The 15,334-nt window shown below is 43.5% G+C and carries 15 protein-coding genes and 1 pseudogene; 10 read left to right on the top strand and 6 right to left on the bottom strand.

Annotated features, from left to right (window positions below; all coding sequences use genetic code 11):
- The first annotated feature begins 590 nt into the window (after nt 1-590).
- Both FHW89_RS18585 and FHW89_RS18580 read left to right on the top strand, forming a co-directional pair.
- Nucleotides 591-3,611 (top strand): PAS domain S-box protein, encoded by a 3,021-nt coding sequence (locus FHW89_RS18585; RefSeq protein WP_172336557.1) that lies wholly within the window; start codon nt 591-593, stop codon nt 3,609-3,611.
- 21 nt (nt 3,612-3,632) lie between these two features.
- Entirely contained in the window at nt 3,633-3,992 is a 360-nt protein-coding gene (locus tag FHW89_RS18580; protein WP_253952273.1) for a PleD family two-component system response regulator, read from the top strand.
- Between the two features lie 136 nt (nt 3,993-4,128).
- Here the strand turns inward: FHW89_RS18580 and FHW89_RS29170 are convergent, their stop codons facing one another.
- The 4 genes and pseudogenes from FHW89_RS29170 to FHW89_RS18565 all read right to left on the bottom strand — a co-directional run bounded on the left by FHW89_RS29170 (nt 4,129) and on the right by FHW89_RS18565 (nt 6,007).
- Entirely contained in the window at nt 4,129-4,293 is a 165-nt protein-coding gene (locus FHW89_RS29170; RefSeq protein WP_371742468.1) for a PCC domain-containing protein, read from the bottom strand.
- 20 nt (nt 4,294-4,313) lie between these two features.
- Nucleotides 4,314-4,544 (bottom strand): annotated as a pseudogene (locus tag FHW89_RS18575) (PPC domain-containing DNA-binding protein); the annotation flags it as partial.
- A 99-nt stretch (nt 4,545-4,643) separates the two neighbouring features.
- Complete coding sequence (locus tag FHW89_RS18570; RefSeq protein WP_172336556.1) at nt 4,644-5,360, bottom strand: DUF3307 domain-containing protein; 717 nt, start codon at nt 5,358-5,360, stop codon at nt 4,644-4,646.
- Entirely contained in the window at nt 5,360-6,007 is a 648-nt protein-coding gene (locus FHW89_RS18565; RefSeq protein ID WP_172336555.1) for a hypothetical protein, read from the bottom strand. The genes FHW89_RS18570 and FHW89_RS18565 overlap by 1 nt, the downstream gene beginning before the upstream one ends.
- A 191-nt stretch (nt 6,008-6,198) precedes the next feature.
- On the opposite strand from FHW89_RS18565, the gene FHW89_RS18560 reads away from it, so the two are divergent.
- From FHW89_RS18560 to FHW89_RS18545, 4 genes are all read left to right on the top strand, one after another.
- A complete protein-coding gene (locus tag FHW89_RS18560) occupies nt 6,199-6,885 on the top strand; it encodes an NUDIX domain-containing protein (RefSeq protein WP_172336554.1) in 687 nt (228 codons plus the stop codon).
- A gap of 85 nt (nt 6,886-6,970) precedes the next feature.
- Nucleotides 6,971-7,867, top strand: coding sequence for an NUDIX domain-containing protein (locus tag FHW89_RS18555; RefSeq protein WP_172336553.1), 897 nt, complete (start codon nt 6,971-6,973; stop codon nt 7,865-7,867).
- 4 nt (nt 7,868-7,871) lie between these two features.
- Nucleotides 7,872-9,284, top strand: coding sequence for a nicotinate phosphoribosyltransferase (locus FHW89_RS18550; RefSeq protein WP_172336552.1), 1,413 nt, complete (start codon nt 7,872-7,874; stop codon nt 9,282-9,284).
- 7 nt (nt 9,285-9,291) lie between these two features.
- Nucleotides 9,292-10,197: a ribose-phosphate pyrophosphokinase gene (locus FHW89_RS18545; RefSeq protein WP_172336551.1), complete on the top strand. Its 906-nt coding sequence runs from the start codon at nt 9,292-9,294 to the stop codon at nt 10,195-10,197.
- Nucleotides 10,198-10,246: 49 nt separating this feature from the next.
- Here FHW89_RS18545 and FHW89_RS18540 read toward each other — a convergent pair whose 3' ends face one another.
- Together FHW89_RS18540 and FHW89_RS18535 are read right to left on the bottom strand one after the other, a co-directional pair.
- Nucleotides 10,247-10,906 carry an NAD(P)-dependent oxidoreductase gene (locus FHW89_RS18540; protein ID WP_172336550.1) on the bottom strand — a complete coding sequence of 220 codons (660 nt, stop codon included), beginning with the start codon at nt 10,904-10,906 and terminating at the stop codon, nt 10,247-10,249.
- A 26-nt stretch (nt 10,907-10,932) separates the two neighbouring features.
- Nucleotides 10,933-11,376 carry a hypothetical protein gene (locus FHW89_RS18535; protein ID WP_172336549.1) on the bottom strand — a complete coding sequence of 148 codons (444 nt, stop codon included), beginning with the start codon at nt 11,374-11,376 and terminating at the stop codon, nt 10,933-10,935.
- Between the two features lie 214 nt (nt 11,377-11,590).
- Between FHW89_RS18535 and FHW89_RS18530 the strand changes: the two genes are divergently transcribed.
- From FHW89_RS18530 to FHW89_RS18515, 4 genes are all read left to right on the top strand, one after another.
- Nucleotides 11,591-12,217: a MarR family winged helix-turn-helix transcriptional regulator gene (locus tag FHW89_RS18530; protein ID WP_172336548.1), complete on the top strand. Its 627-nt coding sequence runs from the start codon at nt 11,591-11,593 to the stop codon at nt 12,215-12,217.
- A gap of 65 nt (nt 12,218-12,282) precedes the next feature.
- Nucleotides 12,283-13,077, top strand: a complete 795-nt coding sequence (locus FHW89_RS18525) for a DUF5995 family protein (protein ID WP_172336547.1) — start codon at nt 12,283-12,285, stop codon at nt 13,075-13,077.
- A gap of 161 nt (nt 13,078-13,238) precedes the next feature.
- Nucleotides 13,239-14,102: an alpha/beta fold hydrolase gene (locus tag FHW89_RS18520; protein ID WP_216650621.1), complete on the top strand. Its 864-nt coding sequence runs from the start codon at nt 13,239-13,241 to the stop codon at nt 14,100-14,102.
- A 106-nt stretch (nt 14,103-14,208) separates the two neighbouring features.
- Nucleotides 14,209-14,433 (top strand): DUF4287 domain-containing protein, encoded by a 225-nt coding sequence (locus tag FHW89_RS18515; protein WP_172336546.1) that lies wholly within the window; start codon nt 14,209-14,211, stop codon nt 14,431-14,433.
- Nucleotides 14,434-15,334: the final 901 nt, after the last annotated feature.

Below are 15,334 nucleotides of genomic sequence, written 5' to 3'. Positions count from 1 at the left end.
TCGGCATAGTCAGTTGCAAACAGGTTATCTCATAGCTTTAAAAGCCGGCGGCAGGATTCAGATAATCTCTTTTTTTAATGCAGTTAATAGAAAAAGCGGTTTTAGTAAAGGTTAAGTATTGAAAAAATATCTTCGCTTTAGCTTTCCTTCTTTTTATAAAAGTGAAACTTATTTACGTATTGAGCAATCCGTGTTTTCACTGAATTTGATACCGTGAAAACACAGGTTGTTAACGTTCGCTCATTCGCATAATTAAGTACCTTCTTTAATACCATGTTTCCATTTCTATCTTTATATTCTTTCACTATCTTTTCAGCATCGTAATGGGTGATCTTTCCTAACCGGGTAAAAGGTATTCCCGTTATCGCAAAGGGTCTGCAATTTACCGTATGAAATAGTTTAAGTTTAGTCTGTATTTCTATTAAGATAAAAAAGGCACCTTAAAAAACACCCGGTTCGATTGATTTATCCTCAAATACTTCCCGCAAATCATTTAACATTATCAATATGATGAGATGATACTGTGACATAACCCTGAACCAAATTTTTCAGCTCAAACTATTTGTTGTTTTTGGGGTTTTAAACTATCGATGACTTCGCTATCCAATCAGCTCCATCCTTCAACACGATCTATTGCAGAACGCGATGGACGTTTTCGCGCCTTGGTCACTGCTATTTCTGATATAGTTTATGTAATGAGTCCGGATTGGCGTGTTATGTATCAATTAGATGGCCGCGGCTTTTTACCCGATACACCAGAGCCGAGCGATGACTGGATGCAAAAATATATTTTAGCAGATGACATGGCCATCGTGCAGGCCGCTATTGTGGATGCCATTGAAAACAAAAGGATGTTTCAGCTTGAACATCGTGTATTGCGCGCGGATGGTTCACCTGGCTGGACTTTATCAAGAGCCGTACCTATTCTAAACGAAGAAGGCGAAATCATTGAATGGTTTGGAGCCGCCAGTGACATCACTGAGCGCCATCAGATACAAGAAGAGCTGCGTACGAGTATCGATCATGCGGAACAACAAAAACGTTTATACGAAACGATCACCAGCAGCACACCTGACCTGATCTATGTCTTCGACCTGAGTTACCGCTTTACTTATGTTAATCGGGCATTGCTCAATATGTGGGGCAAGACCTGGGATACGGCCATCGGCAAAGGGCTTCGTGAAAACGGTTATGAAGAATGGCATGCCCAAATGCATGAAAGGGAGATCGACCACATCAGGCTAACTAAACAACCAATCCGCGGCGAGGTCTCTTTCCCCCATGTTGAATTGGGAAGCCGTATTTATGATTATATCTTAACCCCTGTTCTAAATGAGGAAGGCGAGGTTACTGCCATTGCAGGCACCACGCGCGATATTACCGATATCCGCAAGGCCGAGGCCAAATCACTGGCGCTTAATCAGGAATTGAATGCTGCCCAGGACCAATTAAACTTTGCCCTGACAGCTGCGGGCATTGGTACCTGGGATTTGAATATTGCCACACAAGTAGTTCTTTGGGACGATCGCTGCCGGGAATTATTTGGTTTCCCACAGGATTGCGAAACAACATACCGTGAAGTATTGCGATACATACATGATGACGACCGCCGTCGCATCGACAAGGCGGTACAAGCAGCGTTGGAACCGAATTCGAATGGTTATTATGATGTACGTTACCGCACCGTCGGTGCGACAGACAAACGTCTGCGCTGGGTGCACTGCAAGGGCCGGGCATTTTTTGACGCAGAGAATCAGCCTTACCGCTTTGCAGGAACTGTGCAGGACGTAACCGATGAGGTTATCGCCAGGCGACGAGAACAGCAACTGCTTAGCCTGGTCAGTCATAACAGTGATCACATGTCCATTGCAGATATGGAAGGGCGGATGATCTATATGAATGAATCTGCAAAGCAACTTTTAGGTGTAGATCCAGATGAAGATTACACGCTGCTCCATACGAAAGACTTTTATGAGCCAAAAGAGCTGGTCCGCATACAGCATTTACTCTTGCCGGGCATCGATCCGGAAAAAAGCTGGAAAGGCATCACCCGGCTGAAAAACAAAACCACCGGCGAGGTAATTCCCTGCGAGGTAAGCTATATGCAGGTCACCGATCCAGATACCGGCGAGGTGATCGGGCACGGAGCAACGGTAAGAGATCTTCGTCCGGAGCTCAAAGCACGCGCTGAACTACAACGCCTGGCAACTATGGTAGATGTTAGCGAAGATTTTTCCAACTACTGCGATACTGAAGGCCGGACGCTTTACCTGAATCAGTCAGGTAAAGAATTGATCAGTTTGAATGAACATGAATTTAAGGATGTGCCGCTATATGATTATCATAGCGAGGCCTCTAATCACCTTATCCGCCAAACCGTGATCCCCACCATCTACCAGGAAGGTCGTTGGTCGGGGCGTTTGGAACTGGTGAATCAAAAAACCGGCGAAATCATCCCGATCCATAAACAGATGTACCTCATCCGGGAAGATATCACCAATGAGCCGGTGGCCATCGCTGGTATCGCCCGTGACCTTCGTCCTGAAATCCAGGCGCGGGAGGCTTTAAATAAAGTCATCCGAGAGATGGCCTTTCTGGCAGATGCTATCCCGGCAGTAGTTTGGACAAGCACGCCCGAAGGACAATTGGATTACGTCAACAAGCGTTGGCATGACCTGCACCCGGGACAGAAAGATACCCCATTGGGTGATGCCTGGTTAAGCAATTTACATCCAGATGATGCGCAACGTGCCCAAATAGCCTGGACACAGGCGATCAATACTGGTGAACCCTATCATATTGAGTTTCGTATACGTGAAGGAGAAGAATATCGATGGTATCTTGTTCAGGCTTTACCGCTGCATGATGATGAAGGCAGGATCGTCAAATGGTATGGTACGAATACAGATATCCAGTTCCAGAAAGAATTACAGGCGCAAAAGGACAATTTCCTGGGCGTGGCCAGTCATGAGCTAAAAACCCCCGTTACCAGCATCAAGGCTTATGCGCAGGTTCTCGAGCGGATTTTTCAAAATAATGGTGACGCAAAAAGCGCCGAACTTGTCGGTAAAATGGATCGGCAGATCAACCGCCTGAACAGTCTTATCAGCGACCTGCTGGATGTGACCAAGATTAACAGCGGCCGGATGCAATTCAATGAATCAGTCTTTTCCTTCAGCGAACTTGTCGCGGAGATGGTGGAGGATATCCAGCGTACGGCGGTCAACCATATCATTAAGCGGGAACTGAATTTTGATGGTGAAATTACGGGCGATCGGGACCGGCTGGGTCAGGTGATTACAAACCTTCTCACTAACGCGATCAAATATTCACCAGACTCGGGCCGCATTATGGTTTACACACATCGGGAAAATAACGAAATCCAGTTATTTGTCCAAGATTTTGGCATAGGGATCAGCCCGGAAAAGCAGGACAAAGTATTCGAACAGTTTTATCGGGTCAGCGGGACGCGCGAGCACACGTTTCCAGGTCTGGGGCTGGGACTTTACATCTCAGCCGAAATTGTCCATCGTATGGGTGGCCGTATCTGGGTAAACTCTACGGAAGGCAAAGGATCGACCTTTTGTGTCGCGTTGCCTGTAACTAATTGATCAATTAAAAAAAGCGAGATATTGAAACGAATTTTATTAGCAGATGATGATGAAGGAATTGTAGACGCCACCATAATGATGCTGGAAATGGGAAATTATGAGGTGATGCCCACTCTGTCCGGGCAGCGTGTAATTGAATTGGCCCGGCAACAAATACCGGACCTGATCGTCATGGATATCTGGATGTCGGGCATCGATGGACGCGACGTTTGCCGTGCATTGAAAAACATACCGGCATTAAAAAATATTCCCGTATTGATGATCTCCGCCAGCCGGGAAACCCGACAATCCGCGCTGGATGCCGGTGCTGCCGATTTCATCGAAAAACCCTTTGATATAGATCACCTCCTCAATAAAGTGGGTATACTCATGGCGAGTTAACAGGAACGATAATTGAATATTTCGTACATCACCCTAAAGATTCGCTATGAAATATCTGAAAATCATGACAGAAATAACCAGGTTTCCATACATTCAGATGAGCAGTATGCGGACCGCTGAACAAGTCAGCATGTTTTTATACTTTTATTAAGGGAATACAAAAGTTCTTATCCATTTCCCGTTTCAGGTGAGCCGGGACTTCTGTGATTATAACTTCCAGTGTCGGGTGAATAATACTCTCAAGTAAATGACCTCCATGGGCGGCACCATCGCATTTGCCGAGTACGGCATTAGCATGAATCTGTGCCGGTCTTTGTACATAGAGATATCGCCGGTAATGCTAAACACTTCCATTTGTTCATTAAAATCGATTTTCTCATGGTCCTTTTTCTCAAAGTTGAAAAAACCGACCGTAGTTTCACTGAACGCACCGATAAAAGTAAAGGAAGCGGCGGGTAGTTTTTGTTTGGTAGCGAATGTTTTCAGACAGGCCATGACCTCATCATCCGTTTCGAGTATTAGTGCGAAAGTTTGCTGAGGATTATTGTTCAATAGTTTTCAATTTCGCCAACAAAATACGATCCCATCGAGATCACAAAGAGCCTCACAAATGTGAGGCTCTTTGTATTTATAGCATGTTTAACCCGCCAATCAGGCCTTTAAAATATAGCTCACTATTACCCCAACAATTGCGGCCGATGAAAAACTAATCAAAGTGCCTACCAAAATATATTCCGTTTTCTTTTGCTCCCGGTCATCCTTATCACCAAAACGCAATATAGATTTAGCCGCCATTAAAAAACCTAAAGCGGTATATTGATTACTTATAATAAATGTCAATATCAAAACCCGTTCACATCTACCAATCCACATACCGGCTTTGCTCAATCCTCCGGCATTCATGCCGGCCTCTCTTTGCCATTTTTCTGTTGCTTTACCAATAGCGATTCCCAACGGACCAATTACCAAATAATAGGACAATATTAATATCCAGAAATGCGATGAGTTTAAGTACTTAATTGCCCATTCCACTATCACATGGCTATTAAAATAAACAGTTATCCAGATCAGAAAAATAACAGCCAGGTGCAGTAACTGATCAAACAAAAAATAAATAAAGTTATTAAGACGATGACTTTTCCAGATATCTATCGCCAAATGACTCACCATTACAATCAATGGGATATACCACTTGCTCCAATCCCACAAAAGCACATAGGTTAATATGGTTATTACCAACACATGGTAATACATTTGCGGCGCTTTTCCCTTTTTCCTTTCTTTAGCTTTCACCCAACCCTGGGGCTGAAACAGAAAATCACCCAATAGATGCGCCAATAGTAACCGTAATAAAATACCCAATTCCATTATGTAAAATATTGCTTGTTTAGTTCACTATTTATATAACTGATGCCCTTTTCAACTTCCTTCCACCTTGCTGCTCTTAAACTTTTGGCAACAGCAGGCTGACTCATTTTTAGCGTCTTCGCTATTTTGTCCTGCGTGCTATCTTCTATACTTAATAACTGATATATAGTTTCCGCCTGGCTTATCGTCCAACCCTTTATAATCAGGTTAATATACATTAGTATCACCTGGTAGGTATTAGTTTTAGCCTCATCAAATATAGTGAGCCTCATGATCTCCTCTTTATCCATCTTATCAAAGTTTCTCCCCGAAAGATGAAACGCTTCTCCATCAGAATCCAGAACATTTTTACCAAGATACGCTATTTCACCAATTCCAATCGAAAGCCTGGTACCTAAACGGGTAAGACTATCTTTTCCAGAATTCAGCCTAAACCAACATATCAATCGGATACATTTGTTTAAAACCTCATTGATATCATCTACTATAAATTGATAACTATCGCCCCTAAATATCGCCGCATCCGAGGGGTGCTTAACCATCGATCTTAATAGGTGCTCGGTATCGCTAACTAATTTACCACGTTTTTGATCTGATAACCTGGTAAAGTTTTTAATATCCCCCGTAACCACTCCATATATCTTCATAATTCTAATATTAGCATATACTAAATTATAACTAATTTTAGTTATATCAAAATATAATAACCTTTTTAAGTTATAATCATAAAAAACAACCAAATTAAGTTATATTAAACAATTATAACTTCTCAGGCAAAGTCCCAATATAAGCCCCAGGGTACGCTTGATTGCTTTACGCATATTGATAACTTTGTAACATGTCAGCCTCTCAAAACATTAAGGTAGCCGTTGACGCGGTTGTATTTGGATATACTTCAAAAGAAGGATTATCGGTACTATTGATCAAGCGAAATATCAAACCCTATAAAGACAACTGGGCCTTACCAGGCGGATTGGTTAGCGATAATGAATCGCTCGAAGACGCCATTCAGCGCGAACTAAAGGAAGAAACAGGTATCAGCATCAATTACCTGGAACAACTATATAGCTTTGGCAAACCAGATCGCGATCCGCGCAACAGGGTAATATCCATTACGTATTATGGCCTGGTAAAACCGGATGCATTTGAAATTAAAGCCGATACCGACGCCAGCGATGTGGCTTGGTTCAATATCAAAAACCTGCCTCCTTTGGCTTTTGATCATGACCAGATAGTTAATGTGGCCCATGACCGCCTTAAAAGCAAAATGCTTTACCAACCCGTGGGTTTTGAGCTACTGGAAGAAAAGTTCCCTTTTTCTGAACTGGAAAAATTATATATGGCCGTTCTCGACCGCCCAATCGACCGTCGTAATTTCAAAAAAAAGATCAGCAAATTTGGTTTCCTGGAAGAAACCAATGAAAAGCAAGCGCTCGATGGTGCTGGCCGGCCAGGAAATCTCTTCCGTTTTAACGAAAAGAAATACTACCAGCTGCAAAAACAAGGCATCAACTTTGAAGTTTAAACACTCAGGATTAAATAAAAAGTAAAAAATAATTTGCGTATTAAAAACGCATATTTATATTTGCGTATAATTAACGCAATTAGTTATGAAAACAGGAGTAATAATAGCACGTTTCCAAACCCCATATTTACATGAGGGGCATCGCCAGTTAATAAAACAGGTAAGTGATAACCATAACAAATTGATCATCCTGCTGGGTGTTAGTCCGGTAGCTGGTAGTCGCAAAAACCCTTATGATTATCATACCCGAGAAAAAATGATCAAAAAGGATTATCCCGAGATCATTGTATTACCGGTAAGCGATCATCCGAGCGACAGGGTTTGGTCCGAGACATTGGATAATCTATTAAAAAGTGTTTTCCCATCAGAGCATTTTTGCTTGTATGGCAGCAGAGACAGCTTTATTCCCTATTACTCAGGCAGGTTTGAAACCGTAGAGTTACCTGAACATGGCGATTATAATGCCACCGAACTTCGTAAACAATACGCCGATAAAGTATTTGATTCCAATGACTTTCGGGCAGGTATATTATACGCCTACTATAATCAATATACTAAGGTTTACCCTACGGTTGATATAGCCATGTTTCGCAATGACAAAACCGAAATACTGCTTGGCAAAAAAGCGGTTAACAACAAATGGCGCTTTATCGGCGGTTTCTCAGACCCGGAAGATGCCGACTATGAAAGCGCGGCCAAACGCGAGCTAATGGAGGAATGCGGCAAAATGGAGATCACTGAAATGACCTACGAAACTTCCCGCAAAATAAACGATTGGCGCTACCGAAACGAAGCCGACAAGATCATAACCCTATTATTCAGCTGCGATTACATAGCTGGCTCGCCAGCAGCACAGGATGATATTATCGACCTTAACTGGTTTAATATATCCGATCTGCCGCAGATGCTTACCGATGGATTTATCAGCGATGAGCACCATGAGTTATTTACCTTCATCATCAACAAATACCTAAAACACTAAAGCCATGAAACGTGAAAATCTGATTCTTCTGGCCGACGCATATAAATACGCCCACCATAAATTTTACTACCCCGGCACCACTCAAATATACAGTTACCTGGAAAGCCGCGGCGGACTTTTTGACGAAACCCTATTTTTTGGTTTACAATATTTTCTAAAAGAATATATTCAAGGACAAGCATTTACACAACAGGATATTGATGAAGCCGATGGCTTTCTACAACAGGTGTTTAGCCGGGGTGATGTATTTAACCGTGCCAAATTTCAATACATCCTGGATAAATATAACGGCCATCTGCCCATCAAAATAAAGGCAGTAGCAGAGGGTACAGCCGTACCCACCGGCAATGTATTGATGACTATCGAAAACACCGACCCGGAATGTTACTGGCTCACCAACTTTTTAGAAACCTTGCTCATGCAGGTATGGTATCCATGCACTGTAGCCACGCTAAGCAACCAAATCAGGAAAGTGATCACTCAATACTTCCAGGAAACCGCTACCGACGGCACGGAAGCAGGTATTGATTTTGTACTGAACGATTTCGGTTTCCGGGGTGTGAGCAGCGTAGAGAGCGCCAAACTAGGTGGAGCCGCACATCTCATCAACTTCAGCGGAAGCGATAACCTGGCCGGCAGCAGTATGGCCATCAGTTATTATGATGCCCAAAAAGTTTATGGATTGAGTATCCCAGCAACTGAACACAGCATTTGTACCCTGCTGGGTAAAGAGGGTGAGCTGGAGGTTTTCAGGCATGTATTGAAAAGCTTCCCTACGGGTACTATTGCCTGCGTGTCTGACAGCTACAACATTTTCAGGGCTTGCGAGGAATACTGGGGTACAGAACTGCGTGACGAGATCCTGAACCGTGAGGGCACGCTGGTTATCCGTCCTGATAGCGGCGATCCAATTAGGACCTTGCAGGAGATATTTGAAATACTTTTCCGCAAATTCGGATACACCGTTAATGCCAAAGGTTACAAAGTTTTACCCCCACAATTGCGGGTAATCCAGGGTGATGGTGTTAATTACGCCGAGATCAAAAACATTTACAAAACACTAAAAGAAAACGGCATCAGCGCCGAAAATCTTGTATTGGGCATGGGTGGAGCCTTATTGCAAAAAGTTGACCGCGACACCCAAAAATTCGCCCTCAAATGCAGCAGCGCCGTAATCAATGGTAAAGAAGTGGCTGTAGAAAAAAGTCCGACTGAAATGGATGCCCAGGGCAACATTACCGAAAGCTACAAAAAAAGCAAGGGCGGCCGTTTAAAACTGGTAAAAATAAACGGCACATTTAAAACCGTTAAAGAACAAGAACATACCGACCTCAACGATCATCTGCAAACTGTTTTTGAGAATGGCAAACTAATAAATACTATTACTTTTGAGCAGGTAAGAGCAAATGCCAATTGATATATCCATGAAGAAGTTACTATTTAATATAACCGACTACGAGTACCTGGCCGAAAGAGTATTAACTTCCGGCTTGTTTGAAAAAGGCGAACTGGAAGTAAGCCATTTTACCGATGGAGAACGCTATCAGCGCATCATCTGCAATGTAGAAAATCGCGATGTGGTACTGCTTGGTGGTACCGTATCTGACCAGGCTACGCTTGAACTGTATGACCTGGCATCATCATTGGTAAGCTATGGTGCTAACTCACTAACCCTGGTAATACCCTACTTTGGCTACTCAACCATGGAACGCGCGGTATTAAGCGGCGAAATTGTAACCGCCAAAACCAGGGCAAGGCTTTTATCATGCATCCCCCGCTCTAATCGGGGTAATAAAGTTTTATTGTTCGATCTTCATTCCGAAGGTATCCAATACTATTTTGAACACGGCTTGTATCCTGTGCACGTTTACTGCAAAGATATCGTAATAGCCGCAGCCCGTGAATATGGTGGCAACAATTTTGTAATGGCCAGCACCGATGCAGGCCGCGCCAAATGGGTGGAGTCGCTGGCCAACGATATGGGCGTAAACGCGGCCTTTATCCTCAAACGTAGACTCAAGGGCGATCATACCGAAGTGAGCGCCATCAACGCAGATGTATCAGGCAAAACCGTGATCATTTACGACGATATGATCCGCTCTGGCGGCAGTATCATCAACGCCGCGCAAACCTATAAAAATGCCGGTGCAGGCGATATCTACGTGATCACCACGCACGGGCTTTTTGTGAACGACGGTATCAACAAGCTCAAAAATTCCGGACTGATTAAGAAATTGATCTGTACCGACTCACACGTCAATACCCAATACATTGCTGATGATTTCACCGAGATACGAAGTATAGCGGGACTCATCAGTTCCAATCTATAAAGCTTAGCAGAGACGCGAATATGCGTCTCTGCAACCTATGACCATTACATCAATAAGCTATTTCAACTGTAGTTCTGATAATTGCAGGGTTATTGATGTTGTGAACAACAAAATGTGCCACATCTGCACGCGATATTTTCAGGCAGTTCTTTAGCCAGTCATTAATAGCCGTACGGTAATGCCCTGTTGCCGGTTGATCACTGAGCTGAGGGGGCCTGATGATCGTCCATTTTGCCTCGCTTGCTTTAACAATGATCTCCATCCGGTGCAGATCGGCATACATATATTTTAAGAGTTTCTGGATAATGTATTTGGCTATAAATTGAACAAAGCGCGGTATTACCGGACTTATTTCAATAGCCGAGGCCGATATAAAGAAAGCCCGTTTAACTCCCACATTTTCCATCGCGTGCAAAAGGTTCGCGTTTCCCTCAGAGTACAAAGTAGTAGGTTTATCACCAAACATTCCTCCCTTAACACCAATGGCCGATACAACAGCATCTTTGTCTATCAGGTATTTTTCAAATGTGCCGGGTTTCAGCAGATCGCCCTGAACCACCTCCAGGTTCGGGTGCTTGAGCGGCAGGTTAGCCCGGTTGCGAACCAGGGCGGTAACGCGGTGCCCCGCATCCAGGGCCAATTCAACGCATTGCCTGCCAATGCCGCCATTAGCTCCTATAATCAATAATTTGTACGGTTGATTTTCCATTCAGATATGGGTGGTTGTTTTGATGATCAGTTGAATTTAAATACGCTCAGAAAAACGATGAGCAGAAAAAGACATAATTGCAGCAGGAAAAAGCGGTTTAACCGCTCCCGCAAAACAAATGCTTCCGCTATCAGTATGGCTCCTGAATTGGCTACTGCGTTTCTGAGTTTGGTTCCTTGTCGACGGCCGGTAAGTATCCCGTTAAGTATCAGAATAATCACCAGGCCAAATTTTATCCTGAACCATAGCTGTTCGCCAAAAACACCATGAGTTATAGCCATCATGCCTATACCCGTTAGTACAAGCAGGGCCGCTCCAATACCAATCAACCTGGATGAATTGGAGGTTGATTCCATCAATCCGGCAGGGTTAGAATTGCCCTGGTCAATCTGTTTCCAAAAGGTTTTAAATACCGAGTAATCAACAACGGTGGTACCGGCCATCATAACCAGGCCCGAAAGATGCAGCACAAGCAAGTTTGAAGAAGGATCTGTAAGTTCATAAAAATGAGTTAAGTTTTAATGATAAAACCAGAAAACAAATACGATCAGTTGAATAGATGCTTAATTCAAAATACTTTCTTTTGGTTGTATTTTGAAATCAAATTTATACCTTTTAGCACTAATAAAGATAAAATATTATGCCATTTTTATGTAAATTTGCTACCAAAAGGAAGTAATTACATTGAATAAGACGGTAGAATTGGTTAAGCTATGGGGCGCCTATGAGGAGCAAAACCCAAATGCTACATTAGATAATTTTTTCAGACATCAACTATCGCTGATCGCAAATGCACCCGAAAAAACCGATCAGCCTGAAAAACTAATACCGGACATCAATGGCCGCCTGATGATCCTGCTGCGGAGGATAGCGAAATACCACATCACTTACTCCAACAAAGCGCTGGAAGGCACCGGCTTTGACCAGATAGAAGAATTTGGCCTGCTGGTGACCATTTATAACGAGGTAAACCCCATCAAATCCGAAGCTATTTATAACAACATCATTGAGCTTTCAAGCGGTACCAATATGCTTAACCGCCTCAAAAAAAGGGGGCTGGTAAGTGAGTACGCCGATACCGAAGATAAACGTGTAAAAAGGCTCCAGGTAACCGAAAAAGGCAAGCAAGCCTTAATGGTAGCCAAGGACAAAGTACAGCGGGTAGCCAGGATGATGACACACGGTTTATCAGACGAAGACAAGCAAATGTGCATCCAACTGCTTACCCCAGCCAATGATCGCTTCAACGGTATGTTCCAGAAACAAAAGAGCAAATCATTTGACGAAATATTTAAGGAGATGACCTCCTGATATAGCATTGGAGTTTAGCGGGTATTGTTTAACTTTATGGCAGTACCACTTAAACCTGAACACCTATGCCCGCCAACACCATTAATGAGGTCATTAACGCCCTGCAAACCATTATTACCGATAGTATTGCCACCAACAACCGTTTAGGATACTTCGCTGCGTTGTATTATAAAGTTACTGCCGCCGTGCGCGATGGTATTGCTAAAGGCCAGTTTGAAAATGGCCCCCGCATGGAAAGATTCGACGTCATTTTTGCCAACCGTTATTTGAATGCGCTGGACGCATGGAAAAAAAAGAAGCCCCTGAGCGATTCCTGGCGAGTAGCTTTTGAAACCGCCGAAAGATCATCACCCCTTGTATTACAACAATTACTACTAGGGATGAATGCCCATATCAACCTCGACCTGGGTATTGCCGCGGTTGAAGTATCCAATGGCAATATGGATGGTGTACAAAAGGATTTTGACGCTATCAATACCATTATTTCGGCGTTAACTTACGAGGTGATCAGCGAAATCAACCGCATATCGCCCCTTATTTCTTTACTGGGCCTGCACTCCTCCAATTATTCTATCATTATCCAGTTTAGTATTAGTAATGCTCGCGATGGCGCCTGGTGCTTTGCCGAGGACCTGCTCGGCAAAACAGGCTCTGCTTATACCGATTGCATCAACGCCCGCGATAAAACCATTACCCAATTGGGCGTTGGACTTGCCCATGCCACCGGACTTATGCGCATTACCCTTTGGCTCATCCATGTTTTTGAATGGAAAAATCCGGCAAAGATCATTAAAGAACTGCATGAGTATCAGAAAGAAAAAATAACCGTAAACCCTGTTACAACAGCCCCTGCCGTGTAAGCTATCTTGCTTTCATTGTAGCAATTCCGTAGTTTTATTGATCTATTACAGTAGTATTCTGGTTAGTATTCTCATTTGTCGCAAAGAGCCCTTTAATTGTCGGATATGCCCATTTAGCAATCAGATTAGTGGCTGTACATTTGGATATGAAATTTACAACGATGAAGAACGCAATCAGTAATAAACTCACTCACATCCCATTAATGATTATGGCCATGATGACAGCCGGCAGCGCCACACAAGCCCAAACAATAGCACCAGGTAAATACGCCAACGTAAACGGCATCAAAATGTATTATGAGATACACGGGACCGGGAAACCTCTGGTATTGATACATGGTGGTGGTTCAACCCTGAGCACATCTTTTGCCCGCATCATCCCTATACTGTCCAAAACTCACCAGGTAATTGCTGTCGAAATGCAGGCCCACGGTCATACCAGCGATCGCGACGCTCCTGAAACTTTTACCCAGGATGCCGATGACGTTGCCGAACTGCTACGCCAGCTTAACATTACCAAAACCGATGTACTTGGTTTCAGCAATGGCGGCCAAACAACGCTTGAAATAGCCTTGAGGCATCCCAAACTGGTCGACAGACTCATCATAGCTTCGGCGTTTTATAGCCGCGATGCCGTACCGGCAGCTTTCTGGGAAGGTTTCAAAAACCCAAAATACAGCGATATGCCGCAGATTTACAAGGACGAGTACCTGAAAATAGGCAACCAGGCTGGGCTCACTAATATGTTTAATAAAGACGTTCAGCGTATGAGCGTTTTTAAAGGCTGGACCAAAGAACAAATAGCATCTATCCAGGCACCAACCCTGGTAGTCATCGGCGATCATGATCTGGCCACTCCTGAGCACGCCGCCGAAATGTCCCGCCTTTTACCTCACGGTCAGCTGGCTATATTGCCGGGGCACCATGGCGAGTATTTTGGCGAAGCCTTTTTCCCGAACGCCAGCAACAAAAAGGTCGAAAGTTTTAGCATGATAGTTGAGGATTTCCTTACAACATCTAATTAAGGAAATATTGAACACCAAACAGGGAATACTGAATAATGAAGTAAAAAATCGGTGTTGGGCATTTAAAATACAACATTAAACCACTCTAAATCAAAGCTATAACAACATGTCATTTCAAGGATACCTGACCACCATCAAAGCCAAGACCGGCAAAGATGCCGCGGATTTCAGAAAACTGGCCGAAGAAAAAGGCTTTACCAAAAACGGCGAGCTCAAAGCCAAAGCCGGCGATATTACCAACTGGCTTAAAGCTGATTTTGAGCTGGGCCACGGTCATGCCATGGCCATCTACGCATTGCTCAAAGGCATCAAGAACGAGAGCAGCCAATAAAACGGCGACCAACATATACATCCTGCCACCATGCCCGTTTTTTCACGGGCATTTTTGTTGCTGAAAAACTTTTTAAACCTTAAATTTTAACACTTTTCTGGCCAAAAACGCGGTAAAAACGGGTCAAAATTCACTCAAAAACATCGATTTTAACACTTTTTAACAAATTTCAACGCGATTTTGAGCTGTTTTAAAAACTTTAAAAAGTATTAATTTATTGGCTTTCAAATAAACACATACAGATCGATTTTTGGGCCTAATTTCCCTTAATCAAGCAGCCCGGTTTTCTCTTCTTTTTGGGAAGAAAGAACCGGGCTGAGTATAGGTATAAAGATACCGAAAATTGGGGAGAATAAAAAATCAACTCTAAGGTCATGCCGAATTTATTTCGGCATCCCATAAGCCTGAGGGATCCTGAAACAAGTTCAGGATGACGGATTTAATTATTGAATTAGTGAGTTAGTGAATTATTGAATTGGGTTTTAATTAAACAAGTCTCCTTTTTCTTCCCAGTCAGCAGATAAGCTTCGGGCGAAAGCGGGCAGAACAATGCTGGGTGATGCGGCTGTAAGGGCATTGCGAACCTTACCTGAAGCGCGGGATAATGAGCGAACGTAGTGGAGGTAAGGTTTAGCAGCCCGCGGTTCTGTCCGGTTTGCGGGGCAAAGGTTATGAGCGCAAAGAAGCATTTCTGCTGAAGCGTTTTTGGTTACTTTTGTCGCGACAAAAGTGACTGGCTCTCCCGCAGCCAAGAGTAGGTATACGCCATGTCCTTAAGCTCTGCAAATCGGGGATTGCCACGCTATCGCTCCTTTAGATTAGCATAATTATTATATTGAATTATTTGATTGAGAAAGAAGCAGGGTAAACTATGCTTCGCTCCGGGTTAGTGACTCACATT

The organism is Mucilaginibacter sp. SG564 (assembly GCF_013149275.1).
GTDB lineage: Bacteria > Bacteroidota > Bacteroidia > Sphingobacteriales > Sphingobacteriaceae > Mucilaginibacter.
Note: the sequence above shows the minus strand (reverse complement) of the source record. Positions and strands in the feature narration are given on the sequence as shown.

What these genes read in the sequence shown, in the direction of transcription:
- FHW89_RS18525 (WP_172336547.1), top strand. Translation starts at nt 12,283, where the DNA reads ATGCCCGCCAACACCATTAATGAGGTCATTAACGCCCTGCAAACCATT.
- FHW89_RS18540 (WP_172336550.1), bottom strand. Translation starts at nt 10,906, where the DNA reads ATGGAAAATCAACCGTACAAATTATTGATTATAGGAGCTAATGGCGGC.
- FHW89_RS18515 (WP_172336546.1), top strand. Translation starts at nt 14,209, where the DNA reads ATGTCATTTCAAGGATACCTGACCACCATCAAAGCCAAGACCGGCAAA.
- FHW89_RS18555 (WP_172336553.1), top strand. Translation starts at nt 6,971, where the DNA reads ATGAAAACAGGAGTAATAATAGCACGTTTCCAAACCCCATATTTACAT.
- FHW89_RS18565 (WP_172336555.1), bottom strand. Translation starts at nt 6,007, where the DNA reads ATGAAGATATATGGAGTGGTTACGGGGGATATTAAAAACTTTACCAGG.
- FHW89_RS18560 (WP_172336554.1), top strand. Translation starts at nt 6,199, where the DNA reads ATGTCAGCCTCTCAAAACATTAAGGTAGCCGTTGACGCGGTTGTATTT.
- FHW89_RS18545 (WP_172336551.1), top strand. Translation starts at nt 9,292, where the DNA reads ATGAAGAAGTTACTATTTAATATAACCGACTACGAGTACCTGGCCGAA.
- FHW89_RS18585 (WP_172336557.1), top strand. Translation starts at nt 591, where the DNA reads ATGACTTCGCTATCCAATCAGCTCCATCCTTCAACACGATCTATTGCA.
- FHW89_RS18550 (WP_172336552.1), top strand. Translation starts at nt 7,872, where the DNA reads ATGAAACGTGAAAATCTGATTCTTCTGGCCGACGCATATAAATACGCC.
- FHW89_RS18570 (WP_172336556.1), bottom strand. Translation starts at nt 5,360, where the DNA reads ATGGAATTGGGTATTTTATTACGGTTACTATTGGCGCATCTATTGGGT.
- FHW89_RS18520 (WP_216650621.1), top strand. Translation starts at nt 13,239, where the DNA reads ATGAAGAACGCAATCAGTAATAAACTCACTCACATCCCATTAATGATT.